The sequence below is a fragment of the Aliarcobacter butzleri genome, from assembly GCF_900187115.1.
In the GTDB taxonomy this organism is placed as follows: Bacteria; Campylobacterota; Campylobacteria; order Campylobacterales; family Arcobacteraceae; genus Aliarcobacter; species Aliarcobacter butzleri.
This window is the reverse complement of sequence record NZ_LT906455.1, coordinates 2024373-2047387: the sequence shown is the minus strand read 5'-3', so window position 1 is coordinate 2047387 and position 23015 is coordinate 2024373. Positions and strand designations below refer to the sequence as shown.

At 27.9% G+C, this 23015-nt stretch carries 25 protein-coding genes; 8 read left to right on the top strand and 17 right to left on the bottom strand.

The annotated features are described in order from the left end of the window. Positions 1–3: 3 nt before the first annotated feature. Genes rimP through nadA form a run of 11 tightly spaced genes read right to left on the bottom strand, consistent with a single transcriptional unit; the run spans position 4 to position 10241 of the window. Positions 4–432, bottom strand: a complete 429-nt coding sequence (gene rimP / locus CKV87_RS10225; protein WP_012147927.1) for a ribosome maturation factor RimP — start codon at positions 430–432, stop codon at positions 4–6. Continuing rightward, a complete protein-coding gene (gene rbfA, locus CKV87_RS10220) occupies positions 429–788 on the bottom strand; it encodes a 30S ribosome-binding factor RbfA (RefSeq protein ID WP_012147926.1) in 360 nt (119 codons plus the stop codon). The genes rimP and rbfA overlap by 4 nt, the downstream gene beginning before the upstream one ends. A gap of 1 nt (position 789) precedes the next feature. Continuing rightward, the gene (gene infB, locus CKV87_RS10215) at positions 790–3462 is read right to left on the bottom strand and encodes a translation initiation factor IF-2 (RefSeq protein WP_012147925.1); all 2673 of its coding nucleotides are present in this window, start codon (positions 3460–3462) and stop codon (positions 790–792) included. Beyond that, positions 3437–3724, bottom strand: coding sequence for a YlxR family protein (locus tag CKV87_RS10210; protein WP_004510929.1), 288 nt, complete (start codon positions 3722–3724; stop codon positions 3437–3439). The genes infB and CKV87_RS10210 overlap by 26 nt, the downstream gene beginning before the upstream one ends. 36 nt (positions 3725–3760) lie before the next feature. Next, the gene (gene thrB / locus CKV87_RS10205) at positions 3761–4642 is read right to left on the bottom strand and encodes a homoserine kinase (protein ID WP_012147924.1); all 882 of its coding nucleotides are present in this window, start codon (positions 4640–4642) and stop codon (positions 3761–3763) included. Positions 4643–4656: 14 nt separating this feature from the next. Then, positions 4657–5109, bottom strand: a complete 453-nt coding sequence (locus CKV87_RS10200; protein WP_012147923.1) for a hypothetical protein — start codon at positions 5107–5109, stop codon at positions 4657–4659. A 6-nt stretch (positions 5110–5115) separates the two neighbouring features. Next, the gene (lpxC, locus tag CKV87_RS10195; RefSeq protein WP_004510926.1) at positions 5116–6021 is read right to left on the bottom strand and encodes a UDP-3-O-acyl-N-acetylglucosamine deacetylase; all 906 of its coding nucleotides are present in this window, start codon (positions 6019–6021) and stop codon (positions 5116–5118) included. A gap of 3 nt (positions 6022–6024) precedes the next feature. Further along, a complete protein-coding gene (locus CKV87_RS10190; RefSeq protein ID WP_012147922.1) occupies positions 6025–7410 on the bottom strand; it encodes a M23 family metallopeptidase in 1386 nt (461 codons plus the stop codon). Next, the gene (locus CKV87_RS10185; protein WP_004510924.1) at positions 7394–8380 is read right to left on the bottom strand and encodes a DHH family phosphoesterase; all 987 of its coding nucleotides are present in this window, start codon (positions 8378–8380) and stop codon (positions 7394–7396) included. Before CKV87_RS10185 ends, CKV87_RS10190 begins: the two co-directional genes overlap by 17 nt. A 53-nt stretch (positions 8381–8433) precedes the next feature. Next, positions 8434–9255: a carboxylating nicotinate-nucleotide diphosphorylase gene (gene nadC, locus CKV87_RS10180; protein ID WP_004510923.1), complete on the bottom strand. Its 822-nt coding sequence runs from the start codon at positions 9253–9255 to the stop codon at positions 8434–8436. Next, complete coding sequence (nadA, locus tag CKV87_RS10175) at positions 9252–10241, bottom strand: quinolinate synthase NadA (RefSeq protein ID WP_012147921.1); 990 nt, start codon at positions 10239–10241, stop codon at positions 9252–9254. Before nadA ends, nadC begins: the two co-directional genes overlap by 4 nt. 88 nt (positions 10242–10329) lie before the next feature. Between nadA and plsY the strand changes: the two genes are divergently transcribed. From plsY to CKV87_RS10160, 3 genes are all read left to right on the top strand, one after another. Then, positions 10330–10953 (top strand): glycerol-3-phosphate 1-O-acyltransferase PlsY, encoded by a 624-nt coding sequence (gene plsY / locus CKV87_RS10170; RefSeq protein ID WP_012147920.1) that lies wholly within the window; start codon positions 10330–10332, stop codon positions 10951–10953. Further along, entirely contained in the window at positions 10950–11261 is a 312-nt protein-coding gene (locus tag CKV87_RS10165) for a dihydroneopterin aldolase (RefSeq protein WP_012147919.1), read from the top strand. The genes plsY and CKV87_RS10165 overlap by 4 nt, the downstream gene beginning before the upstream one ends. Before the next feature lie 291 nt (positions 11262–11552). Then, positions 11553–12854 carry a major outer membrane protein gene (locus CKV87_RS10160; RefSeq protein ID WP_012147918.1) on the top strand — a complete coding sequence of 434 codons (1302 nt, stop codon included), beginning with the start codon at positions 11553–11555 and terminating at the stop codon, positions 12852–12854. A 75-nt stretch (positions 12855–12929) separates the two neighbouring features. Here the strand turns inward: CKV87_RS10160 and CKV87_RS10155 are convergent, their stop codons facing one another. The 5 genes from CKV87_RS10155 to CKV87_RS10135 all read right to left on the bottom strand — a co-directional run bounded on the left by CKV87_RS10155 (position 12930) and on the right by CKV87_RS10135 (position 18410). Beyond that, a complete protein-coding gene (locus tag CKV87_RS10155; protein WP_012147917.1) occupies positions 12930–13484 on the bottom strand; it encodes a thiamine phosphate synthase in 555 nt (184 codons plus the stop codon). Between the two features lie 61 nt (positions 13485–13545). Further along, complete coding sequence (locus CKV87_RS10150) at positions 13546–14232, bottom strand: F0F1 ATP synthase subunit A (protein ID WP_004510917.1); 687 nt, start codon at positions 14230–14232, stop codon at positions 13546–13548. Positions 14233–14322: 90 nt separating this feature from the next. Further along, positions 14323–15528 carry a threonine ammonia-lyase gene (ilvA, locus tag CKV87_RS10145; RefSeq protein ID WP_012147916.1) on the bottom strand — a complete coding sequence of 402 codons (1206 nt, stop codon included), beginning with the start codon at positions 15526–15528 and terminating at the stop codon, positions 14323–14325. A 105-nt stretch (positions 15529–15633) separates the two neighbouring features. Then, a complete protein-coding gene (gene metE / locus CKV87_RS10140) occupies positions 15634–17901 on the bottom strand; it encodes a 5-methyltetrahydropteroyltriglutamate--homocysteine S-methyltransferase (RefSeq protein ID WP_012147915.1) in 2268 nt (755 codons plus the stop codon). 164 nt (positions 17902–18065) lie between these two features. After that, a complete protein-coding gene (locus CKV87_RS10135) occupies positions 18066–18410 on the bottom strand; it encodes a hypothetical protein (RefSeq protein ID WP_226800214.1) in 345 nt (114 codons plus the stop codon). Positions 18411–18522: 112 nt separating this feature from the next. Here CKV87_RS10135 and trmD point away from each other — a divergent pair, with 112 nt between their 5' ends. The 4 genes from trmD (at position 18523) to CKV87_RS10115 (ending at position 20874) form a co-directional block, all read left to right on the top strand. Further along, positions 18523–19212, top strand: coding sequence for a tRNA (guanosine(37)-N1)-methyltransferase TrmD (trmD, locus tag CKV87_RS10130; protein ID WP_012147913.1), 690 nt, complete (start codon positions 18523–18525; stop codon positions 19210–19212). A 55-nt stretch (positions 19213–19267) separates the two neighbouring features. Next, positions 19268–19624: a 50S ribosomal protein L19 gene (gene rplS, locus CKV87_RS10125; protein WP_012147912.1), complete on the top strand. Its 357-nt coding sequence runs from the start codon at positions 19268–19270 to the stop codon at positions 19622–19624. Positions 19625–19725: 101 nt separating this feature from the next. Next, positions 19726–20328: a DedA family protein gene (locus tag CKV87_RS10120; RefSeq protein WP_012147911.1), complete on the top strand. Its 603-nt coding sequence runs from the start codon at positions 19726–19728 to the stop codon at positions 20326–20328. A 3-nt stretch (positions 20329–20331) separates the two neighbouring features. Beyond that, the gene (locus CKV87_RS10115) at positions 20332–20874 is read left to right on the top strand and encodes a hypothetical protein (RefSeq protein ID WP_012147910.1); all 543 of its coding nucleotides are present in this window, start codon (positions 20332–20334) and stop codon (positions 20872–20874) included. An 11-nt stretch (positions 20875–20885) separates the two neighbouring features. Here CKV87_RS10115 and CKV87_RS10110 read toward each other — a convergent pair whose 3' ends face one another. Beyond that, positions 20886–21998, bottom strand: coding sequence for an aminotransferase-like domain-containing protein (locus tag CKV87_RS10110; protein ID WP_012147909.1), 1113 nt, complete (start codon positions 21996–21998; stop codon positions 20886–20888). A 129-nt stretch (positions 21999–22127) separates the two neighbouring features. Between CKV87_RS10110 and CKV87_RS10105 the strand changes: the two genes are divergently transcribed. Next, complete coding sequence (locus CKV87_RS10105; protein WP_012147908.1) at positions 22128–23006, top strand: AraC family transcriptional regulator; 879 nt, start codon at positions 22128–22130, stop codon at positions 23004–23006. The last annotated feature ends 9 nt before the right edge of the window (positions 23007–23015 follow it).

The following is a 23015-nucleotide window of genomic DNA, read 5'->3' as shown; positions in this document are numbered from 1 at the left end:
ATTTTACCATTCAAAATAAGTTGCAGCACTTAAGATATTATCATAAGTTAATTCTTCGTTTCCAAATTCAGTTTTAATTACGATTTTTTCTTCATCTGCACAAATCAGTTCCCCTTTGAAAACTTCTGTTGCAAAATTTTTTACTTTTACTTTTTCTCCAATTGAAGCAAGAAAATGATCAACTTTTTTCAATTTTCTTTCAATTCCAGGAGAACTAACTTCTAAAAGATATTCACCATTCATAGGTTCTTCAACATCTAAGATTGGAGATAACATTCTTGAAATTTCTGCACATTTATCAAGGTTAACTCCACCTTCGCAAGTTATGCTAACTCTAAAAATATTTTTGTCATGTTCTCTTAAAGTTGATATGTCATATAGCTTAGCACCAAGACTTTCAACCGTTAATTTTATTGATTCTTCTAAACTCATTCTTCACTACTTTTTGTTTTTTTAATTTGTGCAAATAAATCTTCAATATGTTTTGACTTTTCTAAACTAGTATCATTTACAAAAGTAAAATTAGGACATTTATACCAACTTGTACTTGCTAATACATCACTTTTTATTCTACCATTTGCTCTATTTAATAAAGAAATAATAGCTTTTATTTCATCTTTATCAAAATCACTACCATCAAAATATACTATTGCATCATATTTACCATTTTTGCAGTTCACACCTGTAATAGGTAAAGAATTAATTCTTTCATCATCTAAATTAGATAATGCTTGAGGAATTAATTCCATTAAAAGTGATTCTGTTCTTTGAAGATTTATACTTTTCATCTTAATCGTCTACTGATACTTTCTCTTCAATTTGAATAAATGTTTCAATAAAATCTCCAACTTTAATATCATTAAATTTGTCAAACATAATTCCACATTCATAACCATTAGCAACTTCTTTAACATCGTCTTTAAATCTTTTTAAAGATGAAATTTTACCAGTATATGTAACAACACCATCTCTAATAATTCTTGCATGACCACCTCTGATTACTTTTCCATCAGTTACTAAACATCCTGCAACTGTTCCAACTTTTGGAACAACGAAAGTATCTCTAACTTCAGCTTGACCAGTATTTTCTTCTCTTATTACTGCACTCATCATTCCTGAAAGTGCATGTTTAACATCATCAATTAAATCATAAATAATTGAGTAAGTGTTGATTGTAACTCCGTCAGCTTTTGCTTTTGCTTTTACTGAACCAGTTGGTCTTACATTAAATCCTAAGATAATACATTCACCACTAGCTCCGGCTAGTACTAAATCAGATTCAGTTATTCCACCAACAGCTGCATGAACAACTTTTACTTTAACTTCATCATTTGCTATTTTTTCTAAAGAACCTTTAATTGCTTCTAATGAACCACCAACATCAGCTTTGATAATTACTGGTAATTGTTTGATTTTCCCTTCAGCAATTAATCCACTCATCTCTTCTAAAGAAACTTTTGTAGATTTTGATAACTCTTTTGCACGTGCATGTTCAGCTCTTGTTGTTGCGATTTCTCTTACTTCTTTTTCTGTATCCATAGCAACTAAAACAGAACCAGTAGTTGGAACTTCATTTAATCCTAATACAGTACCTGTTTGACTTAATCCAAGTTCTTTAACAGGTTTTCCATTATCGTCAGTAATTGCTTTTACTCTACCAAAAGTAGTATCACAAACTATATTATCACCAATTTTTAAAGTTCCATTTTGAACAATAACATTAGCTACTGGTCCTCTACCTTTTTCTAAGCTAGCTTCTATAACAGTTGCTTTTGCTTTTGCAGTAGGATCAGCTTTTAATTCTAAAATTTCTGCTTGTAATAAGATATTTTCAAGTAAATCTTCAATTCCATCACCAGTTCTAGCAGAAACTCCAATAAATTCAATATCTCCACCCCAATCAATAGGAGTAAGACCTTTTTCTGCCATTTGAGCTTTTACCATATCTGGGTTTGCTGTTTCTTTATCCATTTTATTCATAGCAACGATAATTGGACAACCACTTGCTTTTGCGTGAGAAATAACTTCTTCTGTTTGCATTTTAACACCGTCATCAGCAGCAACAACGATAATAATAATATCTGTTACATTAGCTCCTCTTGCTCTCATAGCTGAGAAAGCTGCGTGACCTGGAGTATCAACAAATGTAATTTCTTGACCATTTTTAGTAACTGTATAAGATGTGATATGTTGTGTAATTCCACCAGCTTCACCAGCAGCAACTTTTGAACTTCTAATTTTATCTAAAAGTGAAGTTTTACCGTGGTCAACGTGTCCCATAATTGTAACAACTGGAGGTCTTGTTACAAATGATGATGTATCAATATCTTCTTCATCATTATAAGTTTCAACATAATTTACGTCTTCTAAAGCATCTTTAACAGTTACTTCAATTCCAAACTCTTCACCAAGAATTTCTAACTCATCTTGTTTTAAAAAGTCATTTTTTGTAACCATCATTCCTAAACTAAATAAAACTGTAATAACTTCTGCTGGAGATTTACCACAAGCTTCTGCAAATTCATAAACTCTGATATCTTCAGGAATTGTAACTGATGTAATTTCAGCTTTTTCTTGAGTTCTAACGATTCTTTTTTTTCTTTTTCCTCTTTTTAAACCTTGAGGAACATTTCCAAATGCAGCTGGTTTTGAACTTCTTGATTGATTTACAATATTTTGAGGTTTTGGCTCATCAAATATTTTATAAGAATCGCTTAAATCCATATCTAATAAAACTATTTCTTCTCCTAAAAGAGAATCATCACTGCTTGCAAATTCATCTGAATATTCTCTATCTACATCAAGTTTTTTTCCGTGATCTTGAGTTTTTATAAGAGGTTTTTTCTTCTCTTTTTTAACTTTTTGTTTTTTTATGTCATCATTTTCTTTGTTTTTTGGTTCATTGTATGATTTTTCTTCATCATCTACGCCACCAAGTATTTCACTTAATGATTTCATTTGTTTTTTAGATTGATTTTCTGTTATAGTTTGTTGCTCTTCTAATTCTTCTTCTTTAGGTCTTTTTTTCTTGATAATAACTAGACCTTTTCTTTTAGGAACAATTTTATTTGGATTTTCTAAGTTTTCAGATTCTTCTTCAGATTTTTGAGGCGCTTTTGAAATTGGCTTTGAAATTTCTACTTTTTTTAGTTCTGGTTTTTTAATAATCTCTTTTTCTACTTTTTGTACAGTTTCTATCTTTTCTTTTGGAGTTTCAATTTCTTCTGTCTCTTTTTTTACTTCTTCTTTTTTTACTACTTTTTTTACTTTGGCAGGTTTAGTAGCTAATCGCTCACTTTTTCCTGTCATCATATATTTTGTAATCTCTTCTGCATCTTCATAAGAAACTGCTGTTTGAGGAGATTTAAGTTCTATTCCTAAATCTTTAGCTTTTGCAATAACATCTTGGCTACTTGCACCTGCTTCTTCTGCAATTTCATAAACTCTTACTGTATCTGACATCTGTTAGAATCTCCTTAAGTTGTATAACATACTCATCTTTATTTTTACACTCTTTACAAAGTGGTTTTTCATATTTTTTATAATCTTTTTCATTCATAGTTTGAAATTTCAAAATACAAGCTTCACAGACATAAAAACTTCTTCCTAAATTGTCATAAAGGGACAACTTTTTATCTTTACATTTTAATCTTAATAACTCTTTTTGTTCAAATTTCCCTTTACAAAAAATACAAGTTCTTAAGATTTTTTTTAAATTAGCCAAGCATTATACCCAAAATATACTTAATTGCAAAAAATATCAAAGTTCTATTTTCACACCAGTATTATCAAAATCTACAACAAAAACTCTAAAATGAGGGAATTTATTTTTTAGAGCTTTTTCAAGATTTCTACTGTCATCAGTGTATGCCATTGAAAATAAAGTTGAACCAGAACCTGATAATGTACTCATTAAAGCACCTTCTTTTAAAGCAGTTTTTTGAACTTCAAAAAGTTCTGGCATCTGCTTCATTCTATATTTTTGATGAACCTGATCATTTGAAGCATATTTTAACATCTCCCAATTTTCACTCATAAAAGCTGCTGTTAAAAGTGATGAATGAGAAATATTAAAAATAGTATCTTCTTTTGAATATTTGAATGGTAAAGTTTTTCTTGACATAGCAGTTGAAATAGCTCTATTTGGTACAACAATAACGGCTTTTAAACTTTTTGGGATAGGTTTATTTATATATTTTACTTCATTTTCTTGAACACAAGCAACATTAAATCCACCCATAACTGCAGGAGTAATATTATCAGGATGACTTTCATAAGCAAGTGCTAAATTCAACAGCTTATCTCTTTCTAATTTTATTCCTTCTATTGCATAAGCACTTGCAATTGCTGAAACAATAACAGCAGATGAACTTCCTAAACCTCTTGATAATGGAATTTCATTTTGAAATTCAAATCTAAAAAATCTTTTTTTATGAGATAAATTTTGATAAAAATCATTAAAAATAGAGATAAACATATTGTTGTCTTTAAGTGCTGGATTATTTGCACCTTCACCTTTTAATGATACACTATGAAACTTTGAAGGTCTAATAATTACTTGATTTTTTAATGATACTGCAAGACCTAAGCAATCAAATCCTGGTCCTAAATTTGCACTCGTAGCGGGAACGCTTACTTTCATAATTGAATATTCCTTTAAACAGCTGGTAAATTATAAATTGGCAGCGTTTCTTTATTAAAATTATATTTTTCTATACACAAAGGTAATTTAAAGTCGCAGATTATACAATCTTTTTCTAAAAAATCTACTTTAAGGTTATTTGTTTCATTTATAAAGTATTTTTGACCTAAAGCTTTTATAGGTGAATTATTATTAAATTCAAAACCACTTACAGAGTTTAATTCTATATTTTTTGTAAGGCAAACGGTTTTTAAAAATATATAAGCTACTTTTATAGCCATAAAAGAGCCAGGAGTATTAACATAAATTATTCTTTTAATATTATAATGATTTAATAGTTTTTGAAAAAGAGTGGGTAAAACATCACTTGTTTTACCATCTAATTTATACTCTTTGATTAGTTTTTTATTTTCATAAATTCCTATTAATAAAGGGTTTGAAATAGTTATAACTAAAATTTCTATCAATTTTTATCAACTTTCAACTTTTGAATAAGCCATTTCAAATACACTAGCTTCACTACTAGCTTCTTCTAAATCAATTATTTCATAGTTTGCTTCATCTTCATAAAGTTTTTTAGTTAATAAATGGTTTAAGTGATGGCTTCCAGCAACTGCATCATATTCACCAACTAAAGTATATTCTAAAAGTGCCATATCACCAATTGCATCTAAGATTTTGTGTCTAACAAATTCATCATCAAATCTTAAACCTTCTGGATTTAAAACTTTTGTTTTATCAAGTACAATAGCATTTTCCATAGAACCACCTTGTGCTAATCCTATACTTCTTAAATATTGTACTTCATGTAAAAATCCAAAAGTTCTTGCACGGCTAATATTATTTTTATATTCTTCAATTGAGTAGTCAAAATGGAATTTTTGTTTTCCAATAGCAGGATGTTCAAAATTTATTTCAAAATCATAAACTATTCTATCTGATGGTTTTAAAGTTACTCTTTTTCCATCCTCTGTTGTGATTTCAATCTCTTTTTTGATTTTTATTGCTTTTTTACTTTTTTCAAGTTCTTTTATTCCAGCTTCTTCGATAAGCATACAATAACCAGCAGAACTTCCATCAAGTACAGGAACCTCGTCATTATCTAATACTATTCGTAAATTATCTATACCATAAGCATAAATAGCTGATAAAAGATGTTCTATTGTAGAAATAACTACTCCATCTTTTCCAATAACAGTTGCCATTTTTGTATCAACAACAAACTCTTTTTTTACTGGAATTGTAACACCAGCATCACTTCTGTAAAAGATGATTCCCATATCACTATCAAGTGGCTCTAGTCTCATTTTTACAGGAACGCCTTTATGAAGTCCTATTCCAACAATATCTACATTTTTTGCTATTGTTCTTTGTTTCATTTACTATTTTTTCCCATCTATTATTTTTATTGCATCTTTCATTGTTTGGTCAAGATTTTTATTCATCCAACTAACATCTAACCATTCATTTGGATTTGCTTCTATTCCTTGAATTAAGATTCCAAAGTGTAAGTGATCTCCAAATACCGCACCAGTTGCTCCAGTATTTGCTATATGTTGACCTGTTGTTACAAAATCTCCAACTTCAACATTTTGACTACTTGTATGAGCATAAAGTGATGCAAGACCTAATCCATGATCAACAATAATACTATTTCCATAAATTCCTAAGTAGTCTTTAAATATAACTTTTCCAGGATTTGTTATATTAATATCAGCTCTTTTAACACTTGCCCAGTCCATACCTAAGTGCCAAGCTTCATCAATTTTTTGATCACCATAAAAATAGTGTCTTCTTTCACCAAACATAGCAAAAGTTGCTGCATTTGGAAGTCTAACAAATGGTTTTACATTAAAAGGAATTTGTTCATTATTTTTAAAATTCTGAACTACAACTTCTTTCATAGTTTGAAGATTTTTTTGTCTTAATTCTTTATTTGCTTTTACGAAAATTTCTGCAGGTTCTAATGGAACAGGCATATTACTCTCTTCTAATACTTTTTTACTAATATTATTTGCAAACTCATCAGAAATTTTTAGTTCATCAACTTTTTCTTTAAATGGTTGAATATAATATGGAATTTTTGTAACAGATTTATTTCCAGCCATATCAATAGCTACAAGATTAACTCTTTTAAACTCTTTTATATCAATTGGCCAAGTAATGATTGATATGTAGTAATTTTTTTTGTAGAAAGGGAAAAGTTCAAAAATAACTTCATCATTGAAAGTTACATAATAGTCTTTTAGATTGTCATCAGCTACTTCAACAATTAAAACACCACTTCCTCCTTGTCTTAATAAATAAGAGTTTGTAATAACATTTGCAATTGGACTTCTTCTATCAATTATTACATTAGTAGTTTTAGTAGCTTCATTTCCTTTAAAAAAATTCCATTTGCTATTATCAAAAGCTACAATTTTTAAAGTACCATTTGTAGCTTTTAAAAATTCCGAATTTTTTGGTGAAGATATTTCAAGAGAAACACTATTTTGATCCTCTTTTACTACTTTTGTATCTAAATTTATTTGACTTTGACCATCATTAAAAGTTACTTCATAAGATTTAATTCCACTTGCATCACCGATATCAATTTTTATAGGATTTTGTAAATTCCAATAAATATCTTTACCCATAACTTCATTTTGAACAATAATCTTTGGAGCACTTCTATCCAAAGTTAAAGCATATGCTAACACACCAACAACAACAAACATAATAGCTACAAGAATATATAGCCAACTACTTTTTTTATTTATATAACTCAAGAATTTCCTTTAAAACTATATTTTTTGCGATTTCTACATCTTTCATTTCTAAAGTACAACCAGCGGCATTAAAATGCCCACCACCATTAAACTTAGACGCTATCAAAGCAACATCAATTTTTCCTTTTGATCTTAATGATACTCTTGACACACCATTTACAATCCTTACAAAAAAAGCTATTCTCACTATAGCCATACTCATAATCATATCAAGAGCATCTTCACAATCTCTATTGTGAGCTCCTGTTTCCTTGAACCACTCTTCTTTAGCAATAATTGAAGCAACAGCTCCTTCTTGATAAAGTTCTAAGCTATTTAAAACTTTTGGAATTATTCTATATTTTGCCAAAGAATCTCTTCGTAAAAGTTTATTTGCTATATCAGATGGACTTGCTCCGCACTCAACTAAAAAATTTATTTTTTGGAAAGTTATTTCATCACAACGATTTAATGAAAAAGCTAATGTATCATCATAAATTCCAACATAAAGAGCTGTTGCACTAGCTTTTGTGATATATAATCCATTATGTTTGAAAAATTCATAAACAAGTTCTGCTGTTGAACTTTTCATTGAATCTACGATATTTACTGCTCCAAAATTATCATTTGATTTGTGATGGTCAAAATTTATAAGTGGAATATTTGAAGGAAGTTCAAATCCAAGTCTTCCATAAGTTCCACAATCAACACTAATAGCTAAATCAAAAAAACTAGGAAGTTCTGATGTTATTTTTTCAAATCTTGGAATAAAATCAAGATTTTGTGGTAAATCAGAACTTATATTAAAAACCTTATGTTTTATTTTATTTTCATAAAATAGATTTGATAAAGCTAAAGCTGAACCAATAGAATCAGGATCTGGATTAACATGAGTAATAATTAGAATATATTTGCTTTTTTCTATTAATTCTAAAGCTTTAGTATATTCTGACATATCAACTTTATTATTTAGAATAAAATCTTTTTTCAATATTAACCCTCCTTTCTCAAAATTAAATCTAACAAAAACTTACTAACCAAAAGTTAATCAACTCTCATTGAAAAGTCAAGCCAAGTTGCTTGATGAATGATACTTCCACTACTGATTGCATCAACACCTGTTAGTGCAAATTCTCGAATTGTTTGAAAATTTATATTTCCACTAGCTTCAAGTAAAATATGTGGGTAATTTTCATTTCTAAAAGTAACAACACCTTTTATTTGTTCAGGAGTCATGTTATCACACATGATAATATCTGCACCAGCAGCCATAGCTTCTTTAACTTGGTCTAAAGTTTCACACTCTATTTCTATTTTTGTAACCCAAGATATTCTTTTTCTAGCTTTTTTTACAAATTCTGCAAGATTATCAATTGTTCTTAAGTGAGTATCTTTTAACATCAAACAATCATCAAGTCCAAGTCTATGATTTATAGCTCCGCCAATTCTACTAGCATATTTTTCAAAATCTCTAAGTTGAGGTCTTGTTTTTCTTGTATCTAATAATACAACATGAGTATCTTCAATCATTTTTGAGTATTTGTTTGCCATTGTTGCAATTCCAGAAGCATGTTGTAACATATTTAAAAGTGTTCTTTCACTTGAAAGTAGTTTTGAAGCTCGTCCTTCTAAAGTTGCTAAAACATCACCTTTATGGATAAAATCTCCGTCTTGCTTTAAAAATACTATTTTAAATTTTTCAGTTTTAGCCAGAATATTTGCATATTTTACACCTGCAAGTATTCCTTCACTTTTTGATATGATTTTTGCTGTAAAGTTACCTTCAGGAGCTATATCAAAAAATAAATCTCCTCTTCCATTATCTTCATTTATTGCGTTTTTTACAAACTTTCTTATATTTATCATACTTCAAACATCCTTTCTAATGCTACTTTTGCCCATTTTATAGTTTCTTCATCCACATAAATTTCAGTTTCTTTTGAAATATTATCATCTTTTATAGATTTTAAAGTTCGGTAAACGTCTTCTAAAGTAGTTTCATTCATAGTTGGACATTCTGGTTTTGTAGAACTTAAAATATAAGTATTTTTTGTTCTTAATCTATTTACCATATTAAACTCTGTACCAACAACAACTTTTTGTTCTGGGTCTAAATTTTTAATATATGTTATTAATTGAGAAGTTGAACCTACAAAATCAGCCTTATCACAAACACTTGGATCACACTCTGGATGAACAGCTACTAAAATTCCTGGAAATTTTTCTCTATAAAACTCTATATCATCAACTGAGAATTGTTGGTGAACAGAACAAAAACCGTTATAACAAATAATATCAGCTTCTTTTAGATCAGTTCCATCTCCCACAACAGCAGATTTTAGATTTAGTGATTTAGCAAAATTTTGTCCTAAACAACGGTCAGGTACAAAAAATATTTTTTTATCTGATTTTAGACCTTTTTCTATTATTTTATAAGCATTTGATGAGGTACATACCATTCCACCCATCATTCCAACTCTTGCTTTTACTCTTGCACTTGAGTTTATATAAGTAATTGGTAAGATATTTTCATTTGGGATTCCAGCTTCATTAATTTTTTTTAAATTTTGTTCAAAATATCCTTCGTCAATCATTCTAGCCATCGCGCAACAGGCAACTTTTGGCATTAAAACTCTTTTTTGCGGGCTCATTATTTTTACACTTTCACCCATAAAGCCAACACCACAAAAAACAACAAATTTTGTATTTGTATTCATAACTTTTTTTGCTAACTCTAAAGAATCACCAGTAATATCTGCTAATTCAAAAACTTCATCTCTTTGATAAAAGTGAGCAACTAAAGTTACGTCTAATTCTTCTTTTAGTTTTTTAATCTCTTCTTTTAAATTCAAAATAAACCTTCATATTTTTATTAAGTGAGAATATAACAAATTTTTAGTTATAATCTGATTTATTTTAAACACAAATCAAAGGTTATTTATGGATTTTTTAACAAATCAAAATATAGTTTTTTATCTTCTTGCTTATTTAATAGGTTCTATTCCATTTGGATTGATTTTAGCAAAAACTTTTGCTGGAGTTGATATAAAATCGCAAGGTAGCAAAAGTATTGGTGCTACAAATGTATTAAGAGTTGTAAAACAAACGAACCCATCTTTAGCAAAAAAATTAGGAATTGCTACAGTTTTACTTGATGCTTTAAAAGGTACTTTAGTTTTATTGGTTGGAATATATTATGGAGTAACTAATGAAACACTTTGGGCAATAGCAGTATTGGCTGTACTTGGTCACTGTTATTCTATTTATTTAGGACTTGAAGGTGGAAAAGGAGTAGCAACTGGACTTGGTGTTTATATTGTATTAATTCCTTATTCAACACTTATTGGTGCAGTTGTTTGGATAGTTTGTGCAAAAGTTTTAAAAATATCATCATTATCATCTTTATTAGGATTGATTGCAGCAGTTATAAGTGCAATTTTTATTTATAATGGTTTAGGAATAAACTCAAATATTCCTATGTATCTAATAGCATTTATTATTCTATATAAACATATTCCAAATATTGTAAGACTTATAAAAGGACAAGAAGGTAAAGTTATATGAAAATAGATATAGAAGGCCTTGAATTTAAATGTATTATTGGAATACTTGATTTTGAAAGAGTAAAAAAACAAAAAGTTATTATAAATTTGTCATTTGAGTATGATTTCTCAAATGATAAGTTTATAGATTATTCTGAAGTAGTAGATTTGATAAAACAAACTATGAAAAAAGAAAAATTTCAATTAATAGAAGATGCAGTTCTTTATCTGACAGAACTTCTAAATCAAACTTATGAGATAAAAAATCTCAAACTAAAAATCTCAAAACCAACTATATTAAAAGATTGTATCGTTAGTTTATCAAATTAAATAAAAATAAGTTTTTTTAAAATTATTATATTTGTAATCAAATTGAAATAAAAGTCAATAAATATATTAATTTTTGAAGCATAAAATACGAGTAAAAAAGTCCTAAATAGCATTAGTGTAGCATATTTTAAAGGTTAATTGAAATCTAACTTAAATTAACAGTTAATTAACTAAAAAATAACAATTTTAAGAAAACTTTAATTTTAACTCGTATAAAATGCCCGTCATGGTGTACTAAAACTAACTAGTTCTTGTATATCGATTAGAATTTCGAAATTTTAGGAGAAAAAAATGAGAAAGATCTCAAAATTAAGTTTAGTAGCTGCTGTTGCAGTAGCTGGTTTTTCAACTGCTAATGCTCAACCATTAGAAGAAGCTATCAAAAATGTAGAAGTATCAGGTTCTGTTGTTTATAGATATAATGACTATAACAATGATTCAACTGATGGTGTAACTGCAGGAGAAGGTTCTACTACGCAAAATAATTATAAAGTTGCTTTAAATTTAACTTCAAAAGTTAATGATTATGTTAAATTTAACTCAAGATTTATAGTTGGTGGAGCTGATTCAGGATTTGCAGGATTAGATACTTCAGATAATGGAGACACAAATGTTGATGTAACGTTATCTCATGCTTATTTTGGTTTAACAGCTATTCCTAATACTACTGTTAATATCGGTAAACAAGGTTTAACAACTCCATGGACTGTTGCAGTTGATTCTGATGGAAATGAACAAACAGGAACAGGAGCATTAGCTCTTAGTACTTTTGGACCTGTAACTGCAGCTGCAGGTTACTTTAACCAAACAAATTTAGGAAAATCAGGTGATATTTTACCTAAATTAAATTCAACTGATGTAATTACTCTTGGTCTTACTGATGGAACAGGTACAGGAAATACTATTGGTGATTTTGAACTTACTACAACAAATGATGATTTTGGTCATAAAGATATTGTTGTTGGTGGATTAATTGCTGATTTAAATCCAGTTAAACTTGAAGCTTGGTACTTAGATATGGCTGATTTATTTGATACATATACTTTAAGTGCTGATTCTACTTTCAAATTTGATGGTGGGAAAGTTGGTTTAGAAGCTAGATATGTATCATTAACTTTAGATGATAATGTAGCAGATGCTGTTACAAATGGTAAAGAAGATAATGCTACTACTATTCTTACTTTAACAGGTAATGTTGGTATAGTAAATGCTAAAGTTGCTTATGCAAATACTGATAAAGATGGTGGTATAACAGCTTTAGATAATGATTCAAAAAATACATTACTTGGATGGAATATTACTTCTTTAGGAAAAGCTGATGCTGATTACTGGCAAGCTGTTTTAGGAGTAAATATCTTAGATAACTTAAACTTATCAGCTAATTATGGAAATATTCAATATAAAGTAAACAACAATACTTCAGATGAAAGAGAAGAAGAAGAAATCTATGCTCAATTAACATATAAAATGAGCAAAAACTTAAATACTTATGTTAGATATGGAACTTACACTAAAGAAAATAAATTTGGTGGAAGTAACGATGAAATCAATGATGACGTAAGAGGAAGATTACAAGTTGAATATACATTCTAATATTTGTTAGAAGTTAAAAAACTTATCTTTCAAAGGTTGGGCTTAGGCTCAACCTTTTTTTATGCAAATAGAAAACTATATAAAATACCTAATAGAAGCAAATCCATAAGCTTTTGTTTTTTCTATTTTACTCACTTGAGTTTCATCTATTATTCCACCCAAAGCTATGATTTTCGTATCTTTAAAGCTATTTAATATTAACTCTAGATCTTTGATACCTTTTGCTTTTCCTTTGTTTGGTGTATCAAAAATAGGAGAATATGTTATATAATTTGCTTCATACTTTTTAGCAGTTTCAACATCCTCTATATTGTGGCAAGAGATGATTATTTTAAGATTTAGTTCTTTTGCTCTTTTTATATCTTCAAATTGTGTTGAAGTTAAATGAACTCCATAAAATCCTAATCTTTGTGCTAAAAGAAAATCTGAATTTAAAAAAGTATTTTTTATGTTTCTTTCATGGCAAGTTTCAATAAAAGTTTTAGCTAAGGCTTCAAAGTTATTTGACTGTTTATCTCTAAAACAAGCAAAATCAACTTTATGCTTTTCAAAAGCATTTGATAATGTTTGTTTAAATATTAGTTCATTATTTGTGTAGTAGTTTGGGTCTGTTATAAGATATTTTTTCATGGAATTAAAAAAGGGAATAAGTAAAAACTTATTCCCTTTAATATAAGCCTTATTTTGATTTTTAGTGCTCTTCGTGTTCCATCATAATAGATCCAGCAATATAAACATAAGTTAATATACTGAAAATAAATGCTTGTAAAACACCAAATGCAGTTAATAAGAAAAACCCAGGTAAAGGTAAAATCCAAGGTACTAACATTAAAAGTACCATTAAGAACATATCATCACCTCTGATTGATCCAAAAAGCCTAAATGATAAAGAAACAATTCTTGATAAGTGAGAGATTATCTCAATAGGGAACATTAAAGGTGCAAGCACAGGCATTGGTCCCATAAAGTGTTTAAAGTATGCAACAAAACCATTTTTCTTAATACCTAAATAGTTATAGTAAACGAATACTATTAAAGCTAAAGATAAAGTGAAGTTAATATTTGAAGTTGGAGCTTCGAAACCAGGAATTACTCCAATCATATTACTAACAAAAATTACTAAAGCTAATGAACCAATTAGTGGCATATAAGTTCTTGCATTTTTTTCACCCATTGTATCAGCTCCCATTGAGATGATACCACCTACAAAAGCCTCTAATACATTTTGGCTTCCAGTTGGAACTAATTGTAATTTTCTAGTAGCAGCTCTTGCTATTATAAAAATAATTCCAATAACTAAAACATAGTGTGATAAGATTATCCACTCTTGCCCGTGTCCACCAATAGCACCCAAGAATGTAAACAGTCTTCCTTCCATACTCTTCCTTTTTTGTTTTCTACATTTACTAAATTATGCGCCTATTATATTATTTGTTTTCTAAAATTTTTATAAATAAAAAAATTTAGTTTAGATTTGTTTAAATCTATAACCGTTTTGTTTCAAATTTTCTCTTATTTGTTCTTGATGTTCTTCACCTTTTGTTTCAAGGGCGATTGTTACGTAAGCTTCACCAAATTCAAGTTTTAAAGAGTTTCTATTAAAATCTATTTCTATTATGTTTGCAGAACATTGTGTAAATATTTCTGTTAATTTCATCAATGAACCTGGTTTATCCATAAGTGTAACGATTAAGTTCATTTTTCTATAAGATTTTACTAGACCTTTTTCAATAATAAGTGACAACATCGTAACATCAATATTTCCACCACTTACAACAGCACAAACTTTTTTATTTGAAATATCAACTTTATCATGCATAATAGCTGCCACACTAACTGCACCTGCTCCTTCAACCATAAGTTTATGTTTTTCAAGTAAAAATAAAATTGCATTTGCTATTTCATTATCACTTACTTCTACAACTTCATCAACATACTCTAAAATCAAATCAAGTAGTTTTGGAGTAACATCTCTTACTGCTATTCCATCAGCAATAGTTTTAACAGAAGCTGAATCAATAGGAATTCCAGCTAAAAAAGAGTCTTTCATTCCTTTTGCACCACTTGCAACAACACCAGTTATTTTTATATTTGGATTTATACTTTTTGCAGCAATAGCAACACCTGCTATTAAACCACCACCACCGATTGGTACAATGATTTGTTCTACATCTTCAAGTTTTTCTAAAATTTCTAAAGCAATTGTTCCTTGACCTGCGATAACTGCATTATCAGCGAATGGATGAATAAATTCTTTATTATTTTCTTTTGCAAATTTTGTTGCATTTGCATAAGCTTCATCAAAATTCTCACCAATCAAAACAACATTTGCACCATAAGATTTTACTCCTAAAACTTTTGTAAGAGGTGTAGCTTCTGGCATAAAAATAGTTGCTTCACAGTCAAAATATTTAGCTGCAAAAGCTAAACCTTGTGCATGATTTCCTGCACTTGCTGCTACAACTCCATTTTTTCTTCTTTTTTCATCAAGTAGGGCAACTCTATTAAATGCACCACGAATTTTAAAACTACCAGTTATTTGAAGGTTGTCTTCTTTTAAATAGATTTCTGCATTTTTTTCTTTGCTTAAAATTGGAGCTTTCATCAAAGGAGTTAGAGAAATTGCTTTTTCAAGCTGTCTTTTTGCGTCTTTTATATCGTTTAATGTAATCATTTTACTTTTCTCGTTTTTTTTATTTAGAAACGAAATAGTACCTAAAAATATGTTTTATCATAATTAAGTTATAACAAAACATATTTTTAAACTAGAGCAAAAGCTCTAGTTAGAATTTTTTACAATTTTTACAGCTTCAACTAAGTTTATTAAACTTTGTTTTACTTCTGGCCATTTTCTAGTTTTTAGTCCACAATCTGGATTTATCCATAATTGTTCTTTTGGTAAAACTTCAATTAATGCTTTAATTTGATTTACCATTTCTTCAACACTTGGAACTCTTGGGCTATGAATATCATAAATTCCAGGTCCAATTTCTTGTTTATATGCAACTTCTTTAAAGATTTTTAAAAGTCTATTTCCACTTCTTGCAGTTTCGATTGAAATTACATCTGCATCCATTGCTTCAATAGTTTTTATAATATCATTAAATTCACTATAACACATATGTGTATGAATTTGAGTATCAGCTTTAGCACAACTTACACTTAGACGGAAGTTTTCAACTGCCCAGTTTTCATAAGCTTTTATATTCTCAATTCTTAAAGGATAACCTTCTTTAAATGCTGCTTCATCAACTTGAATCATTTTTATTCCAGCATTTTGTAAATCATCAACTTCTTTATTAATTGCAAGTGCAATTTGTTTTGTTACTTCATTTCTTGGAATATCATCTCTTACAAATGACCAATTTAAAATTGTAACAGGTCCAGTTAACATACCTTTCATAACTTTTTTAGTTTTGCTTTGAGCATATTTAATCCACTCAACAGTCATTGGATTTGGTCTTGAAACATCTCCAAAAATTAAAGGTGGTTTTACGCATCTACTTCCATATGATTGAACCCAAGCATTTTGAGTAAATGCAAAACCTTCCATTAATTCACCAAAATATTCAACCATATCATTTCTTTCTGGTTCTCCATGAACTAAAACATCAAGTCCGATTTCATCTTGGAATGCTACACAATCATCAATATATTTTTTGATTTCAGCAACATATTGCTCTTTTGAAATAGCATTTGCTTTATATTGTTTTCTATTTTCTCTAATTTCAGGTGTTTGAGGAAATGAACCAATAGTTGTAGTTGTAAGTGCATCATATTTAAAAAATTCTCTTTGAACTTTTATTCTATCTTGGAATTTATCAGCTCTTTCAAATACTTTTAAATTTTTGATTTCGTCTTGAACTACTTTATTATGAATTTTTGAAGATATTTTTCTTTGTTTATTTTCTTCAATATTTCTTTTAATGATTGCGCTATCTTCAAGTGATAGTTTTAAATCAAAAAATTGTTTTGTTACAAGTGATAACTCTTTTAATTTTTCTACTGCAAAAGCTAACCAAGATTTGATTTCAGAATCTAATTTTTCTTCATAATTTAAAGTAAATGGAACGTGCAATAAAGAGCAAGAAGTTCCTACAATAATATTCTCTTTAGAAATAACATTTGAAATTTTATTTAGTAAAGCTACTTTATCTTCAAAATTACTTTTCCAAATATTTCTTCCATCAATAACTCCAGCAATTAAAACTTTATTTGAGTTTTTGATAAATTCTAAAGCTTCAAGATTTTTATTTCCATGAATAAAATCTAAACCTAATGCCCAAATTGGAGTATTAACTAAAATTTTTGTAGCTTCATTTGAGTGTTCAAAATATGTTGTTACAACAATTTTGATATTTTTAGAAACTTCTGCTAAAGCATCATAAACTGGTTTGATTAAAGATAAAACTTTAGTATCTAAATCTTTTACAAATAAAGGCTCAGCAAATTCAACAACAATTTCATCATCAAGTTTAGAAATTTCTAATAAAAGTTCTTTATAAACTTCTACTACACTATTAATATGAGTAAAAATATCACTATTATCTATACTTTTTGAAAGTCCAAGATAAGTGATTGCACCAATTAGATTGATTTTTGTTTTTACTCCTAACTCTAAAGCTTCTTTATACTCTTCAATTACTTTTTTTGAATTTAAAGTAAATTTTGTATCTTTTGAAATTTCTGGAACGATATAGTGATAGTTTGTATTAAACCATTTAGTCATTTCCATAGCAACACTAGTTTCATTTCCTCTAGCCATTGCAAAATATAATTCTTCATCTTTTAAGTTTTGAAATCTTTGAGGAATTGCTCCTAATAAAATAGTAGTATCTAACATATTGTCATAATATGAAAAATCATTTGATGCAATAAAATCTATTTTTGCATCTTTTTGATAATTCCAGTGTCTTTTTTTTAGTTGTGATGCAACATATTTAACTTCATTAAAATCTGTTTGTTTAGACCAATATTGTTCTAAAACTTTTTTTAATTCTCTTTTTTCTCCAATTCTTGGAAATCCTATTACATAATTTTTTGACATTCTTTATCCTTTTTCAAAAGTTCCATTTTTAAATGGAACGATATATAATTTGACTACTTTTTATAACATGGATTAAAAATCCAACAAAAAGTATCGAAAACCTAAATAGCTTTATTTTAAAAGCTAAAATAGAAACAAAGGTATCTTATTTAAATGATACGAAATTATAAAGAATGTAAGGGAGGATGAACGCCAGTTCTTCTAAAAGCAAAAAATGTACAATAAAATGGACATCTAGGAATATATCTAAAAAGCCTTACTGCTAATGCAGTTTTTCTTTTGAAAAGGCAATCACAATGGCAAGGTTTAGTTTTTATTGCAAAACAAGATAATAAACTTTGCTCTAATCCTTTGGAAACTGTTTCTTCTTCATCTTCTGAAGAAGATAATTGTAGTTTTATTTGTAAGTGATTTTTACAAGAAACAGCGATATTGTGCAGTGTTATAGCAACACTATATGCTTGAATAGATGACAATGAGAAGTATTTTTTTCCAAAACCATTCAACACTTTCAAGTAAAAACCTTATAAATATAATTAAAAATGAAGTTTAAGTTAATAATACTTAATAATAAATAAAAATAAATATGATAGTATTCCAAGTAAAAATGGATTTAGAATTTTGAAATTTACATTTGTAACACTTTTCTCTAACTTAATTGAACCATATTTTCATGACTCTATCCTAAAAAGAGCAGTTGAATCTAACTTTATTAGTTATGAGTTTTATAATCCTAGAGATTTTACAACTAATAAACATAAAAAAGTTGATGACCAAATGGTAGGTGGTGGAGCAGGAATGCTTCTATCTTGTCAACCATTATTTGATTGTTTAGATGAAATAAAAAGCAAAAATGAAGATGCTTATATAATTTTCCCTCTTGCAGCTGCAAAACCTTTTAAACAAAATGATGCAAAAAGATTAGCAAAGAAAAAAAATATAGTATTTGTAAGTGGAAGATATGAAGGAATTGATGAAAGAGTTATAGAAAAGTATGCCAATGAAGTTTTTAGTATTGGAGAATATATACTAACAGGAGGAGAATTAGCTTCAACTGTTATGGCAGATGCAATTTCAAGAAATATTGAAAATGTTTTAGGAAATGCTGATTCTTTAGAAGTTGAAAGTTATGAAAACAACCTTCTAGAAGCGCCTTCTTTTACAAAACCTGAAAATTACCAAAATTTAAGTGTCATTAAAGAATATTTAAAGGGAAATCATATTAAAATTCTCGACCTAAAAAAAAACCTGTCTATTTGCAAAACAAAATACTTTAGACCAGGTTTAATTACAAACAAAAAATTTAAATAAAAGTGTGATACCCCGCAAGTTGCAAATGCGGGCACTTTCGCCAAAGGGAAATACGATGAAAAATAGATATATTGCAAGCTTTGAAGCAGCGCAAATTGCAGAAAAACAAATTCCTCAATTCAGATCAGGTGATACTGTAAGAATCGGTGTTGAGATTAAAGAAGGTGAGAAAAAAAGAATTCAAACTTTCGAAGGTATTATCATTGGAAGAAGTGGTAATGGTGTAGATGCTACTTTCACAATTAGAAAGCTTGGTGCTAACTCTATTGGTGTTGAAAGAATCTTTCCATTATATTCTGAGTCTTTAAAATCTTTTGAAGTAATTAGAAGAGGAAGAGTAAGAAGAGCTAAACTTAACTTCTTAAGAGGATTAAAAGGTAAAGCTGCAAGAATTAAAGAGTTAAAAAGATAAATTAAGGCATCGCCTTAATTTTGACTCTATGTCAAACTTCAAAAAATACAAATCTTTTCAAAAAACTTTTTTAAATACAAATCCTAATTCAAGGAAATCTTTTGTTATCGAGTATAATTAATTTTATTGTTGAAACTGTTAGTAGCTTAGGTTACTTTGGAATTTTTATAATGATGTTTTTAGAAAGTTCTTTTTTCCCATTTCCTTCAGAAGTTGTGATGATACCTGCTGGTTATTTAGCTTCAAAAGGTGAAATGAATATCTATCTAGTTTTATTATTTGGAATATTAGGTTCGCTTGCAGGTGCATTATTTAACTACTATTTTGCCATAAAACTTGGACGTGCATTTTTATTAAGATATGGAAAATATATTTTAATAAGTGAAGAGACTATTTTAAAAATGGAAGAGTTTTTTAAAAATCATGGACATATTTCAACATTCTCAGGAAGATTAATACCTGGAGTTAGACAATATATTTCACTTCCTGCTGGATTAGCTCGAATGAATATTTTTGTATTTAGCTTATATACAAGTTTAGGTGCAGGAATTTGGGTATTGATTTTGACAATTTTAGGATATTTTTTAGGCAATAATCAAGCTTTAGTAAAAGAGTATTTACATATAATTGTTATAGTAATTCTAATTTTATTAGCAATATTTGCCTATTTTTATTATAGAAGAGTTAAAAAAACAAAAAGATAGAATATGTATAAACGAATAATAAATTTTCTTTTAATATTTTTAGTATTTGTTTATATAATTTTTGAAGAGTTAATTTGGGATAAATTTGCAAAACCAATTATCTCTTATATATCAAATTTTTCACTTTTTAAAAATCTAATTCCTAAAATTTTAGCTTTAAACTCTTATATCATTTTGATTATTTTTATAATTCCATTTTTTTTAGTTGAACTTTTAGGTGTTTATGCAGGATTTGTATTTATATCAGGACATATAATCTTAGGAACTTTTTTATATCTTTTAAAAATTCCAATTGCTGCGCTTATTTTTTGGTATTTTAATACAACAAAAGAGAAATTATTGGAGTTTGTTTGGTTTAAATATATTTATGAAAAGCTTGTTTTATTTATAAATAAAATAAAAAATTCAAAAGCATATTTGTTGATAAAAGAGAAAGCATCAATTATAAAAAAAGAGATAAAAGAGAATCTTTTTATTTCAAAAAGTAGATTAAAAGAGAAGATTGTAAGAATTTATAAATTACTAAAAAGTAAATTTGTAAAATAGATTTTTCTATTTTACAAACAACTTTTAATAAGTTTTATACCTTTTTCAATTTGCTCAAAGTTTGAGTGAGTGTAGTTAAATCTTATCTCACCATTTGGAACTTTATCTATATAAAATTGGTTTCCAGGAACATAAACTACTTTTTTCTTTAAGCACTCTTGAACAAGTGCAAAAGTATCAACTCCTTGTCCAAAAGTTCCATATAAAAACATCCCACCTTTTGGTTTTTCGTGTTTAAACTCTGGCATTATTAAGTTTAATTGTTCTGAAAAATAAGATGCTTTTTTATTGTAATCATCTCTTATTTCTTGAAGATGTTTTTCATATTTAGCTTCATCTTTTAAATATTCTGCAAGTATATATTGTGAAAATCCACTTGAGTGTAAATCAATACTCTCTTTTATAATCATAATAGATTGAATTAATTTTTCATCAGCTCTTATCCAACCAATTCTATAACTTGGAACTAAAGTTTTTGAAAAACTTCCTAAATGAAAAGAATTTTTTGGAAGTTTTGCACTGATATAAGGCATTTTTTTATCAAAAAATAGTTCACTATAAGGACTATCTTCTATTAAATATCCATCATTTTTTTCTACTATTTTTACAATTTCATATCTTTTTTCTAAACTATAAGTTGTTGCACTTGGATTTTGAAAATCTGGAATTAGATATGCTAATTTTGTATTTTTAAAACTTTTTTCAAAATCTTGAATATTTACTCCATCATTTTCAAGTTTAACACCATGCATTTTTAGATTATTTAGTCTAAAAATATTCATAGCTCCTAAATATGATGGCTCTTCAATAGTAATATCTTTATTTTCAAAAAACTTTGCCAAAATATACATGGCTTGTTGGCTTCCTGTTGTTATCAAAATATTATCTTTTGTTGTTGGAAAGCCTTGTTTTGTATATCTTAGTGCAATTTGTTCTCTTAATTCATTTATTCCATTACTAATTGTATATTGATAAATTTTTGGATTATCTAATATTTTTAATGTTGCTTCTTTTAAATCTTGTGTTGGAAATAGATTTTCACTTGGAAGTCCACCAGCAAATGAAATAGTTTCTTCATCTATTGCTTCTAGGATTTCTCTAATAAATGATCTTTTGATACTCATGGATAAAAATTCCCTTATAAATTATTTTTGAAAGTCTACAAAAAAACTTTGATTTATACTTTACAAAAAATGCTTTTATTATTATCTATTTTTGCTAATTTTATATACATTAAATGCTATACTCTATTTATGAAAAGAGTTACCTTCGAAAAACGAGCCAAAATATCAAATGATGTTATGAACTATATTTATAAATATATAGATACAAATATAAATATTGATGAGTTATGTTTGGAGTTAAAAATAAGTAAATTTCATCTTCATAGAATTTTTAAAGAAGAGTTTGGCAAAAATATTTATGAAAGCATAAAATCAATAAGGCTTGAAAAAGCTGCAAATTTGCTTATTACAAATAGATATTCAACGATAACAGATATTGCAAAAATGACTGGATATAGCTCTCAAACTTCATTTCTAAGAAGTTTTAAACAAAGATTTCTAATGACACCAAAAGAGTGGAAAAATGGTGGTTATAAAGAGTATTCAAATAAAATAGTTGAAAAAATATCTACAAATAGCCAAGCAATAGATTTTTCAAATATAGAACCAAGTATTGTAAAAATGCCAGAAATAAAAGGGTATTATATAAGACACAAAGGATATGATAAAAGCATTAAAAAAACTTGGCAAAAACTTCAAACTTGGATATATACAAATGATATAAAAGAGTATAAACAAATGGCTCTTCATCATGATAATCCTATTATCACACCACTTGAAGATTGTCAATATATTGCGATAGTTGTTTTGGAAGACAAAGAAAAAGCTTCTTTGGATTTTTTACTTCCTAGTTTGATTATTCCAAAAGGAGTTTATGCAAAATTCTCTTTAAGTGGAAAATATGGAGATGTTATAAAGCTAATTCAGTGGGTTTACCACACTTGGCTAATAGAAAGTGGTTATGAAACAACACCTAATCCATCTTATACAATTTATCATAAAAACCATTTTTTAAGTGATGATGGAGAATTTATTTTGGATTATTATTTACCTATTAGGTATGTTTAAAAAGGGCAT

What these genes read in the sequence shown, in the direction of transcription:
- rimP (WP_012147927.1), bottom strand. Translation starts at nt 432, where the DNA reads ATGAGTTTAGAAGAATCAATAAAATTAACGGTTGAAAGTCTTGGTGCT.
- rbfA (WP_012147926.1), bottom strand. Translation starts at nt 788, where the DNA reads ATGAAAAGTATAAATCTTCAAAGAACAGAATCACTTTTAATGGAATTA.
- infB (WP_012147925.1), bottom strand. Translation starts at nt 3,462, where the DNA reads ATGTCAGATACAGTAAGAGTTTATGAAATTGCAGAAGAAGCAGGTGCA.
- thrB (WP_012147924.1), bottom strand. Translation starts at nt 4,642, where the DNA reads ATGAAAGTAAGCGTTCCCGCTACGAGTGCAAATTTAGGACCAGGATTT.
- lpxC (WP_004510926.1), bottom strand. Translation starts at nt 6,021, where the DNA reads ATGAAACAAAGAACAATAGCAAAAAATGTAGATATTGTTGGAATAGGA.
- nadC (WP_004510923.1), bottom strand. Translation starts at nt 9,255, where the DNA reads ATGATAAATATAAGAAAGTTTGTAAAAAACGCAATAAATGAAGATAAT.
- plsY (WP_012147920.1), top strand. Translation starts at nt 10,330, where the DNA reads ATGGATTTTTTAACAAATCAAAATATAGTTTTTTATCTTCTTGCTTAT.
- CKV87_RS10165 (WP_012147919.1), top strand. Translation starts at nt 10,950, where the DNA reads ATGAAAATAGATATAGAAGGCCTTGAATTTAAATGTATTATTGGAATA.
- CKV87_RS10160 (WP_012147918.1), top strand. Translation starts at nt 11,553, where the DNA reads ATGAGAAAGATCTCAAAATTAAGTTTAGTAGCTGCTGTTGCAGTAGCT.
- CKV87_RS10155 (WP_012147917.1), bottom strand. Translation starts at nt 13,484, where the DNA reads ATGAAAAAATATCTTATAACAGACCCAAACTACTACACAAATAATGAA.
- CKV87_RS10150 (WP_004510917.1), bottom strand. Translation starts at nt 14,232, where the DNA reads ATGGAAGGAAGACTGTTTACATTCTTGGGTGCTATTGGTGGACACGGG.
- ilvA (WP_012147916.1), bottom strand. Translation starts at nt 15,528, where the DNA reads ATGATTACATTAAACGATATAAAAGACGCAAAAAGACAGCTTGAAAAA.
- metE (WP_012147915.1), bottom strand. Translation starts at nt 17,901, where the DNA reads ATGTCAAAAAATTATGTAATAGGATTTCCAAGAATTGGAGAAAAAAGA.
- rplS (WP_012147912.1), top strand. Translation starts at nt 19,268, where the DNA reads ATGAAAAATAGATATATTGCAAGCTTTGAAGCAGCGCAAATTGCAGAA.
- CKV87_RS10115 (WP_012147910.1), top strand. Translation starts at nt 20,332, where the DNA reads ATGTATAAACGAATAATAAATTTTCTTTTAATATTTTTAGTATTTGTT.
- CKV87_RS10110 (WP_012147909.1), bottom strand. Translation starts at nt 21,998, where the DNA reads ATGAGTATCAAAAGATCATTTATTAGAGAAATCCTAGAAGCAATAGAT.
- CKV87_RS10105 (WP_012147908.1), top strand. Translation starts at nt 22,128, where the DNA reads ATGAAAAGAGTTACCTTCGAAAAACGAGCCAAAATATCAAATGATGTT.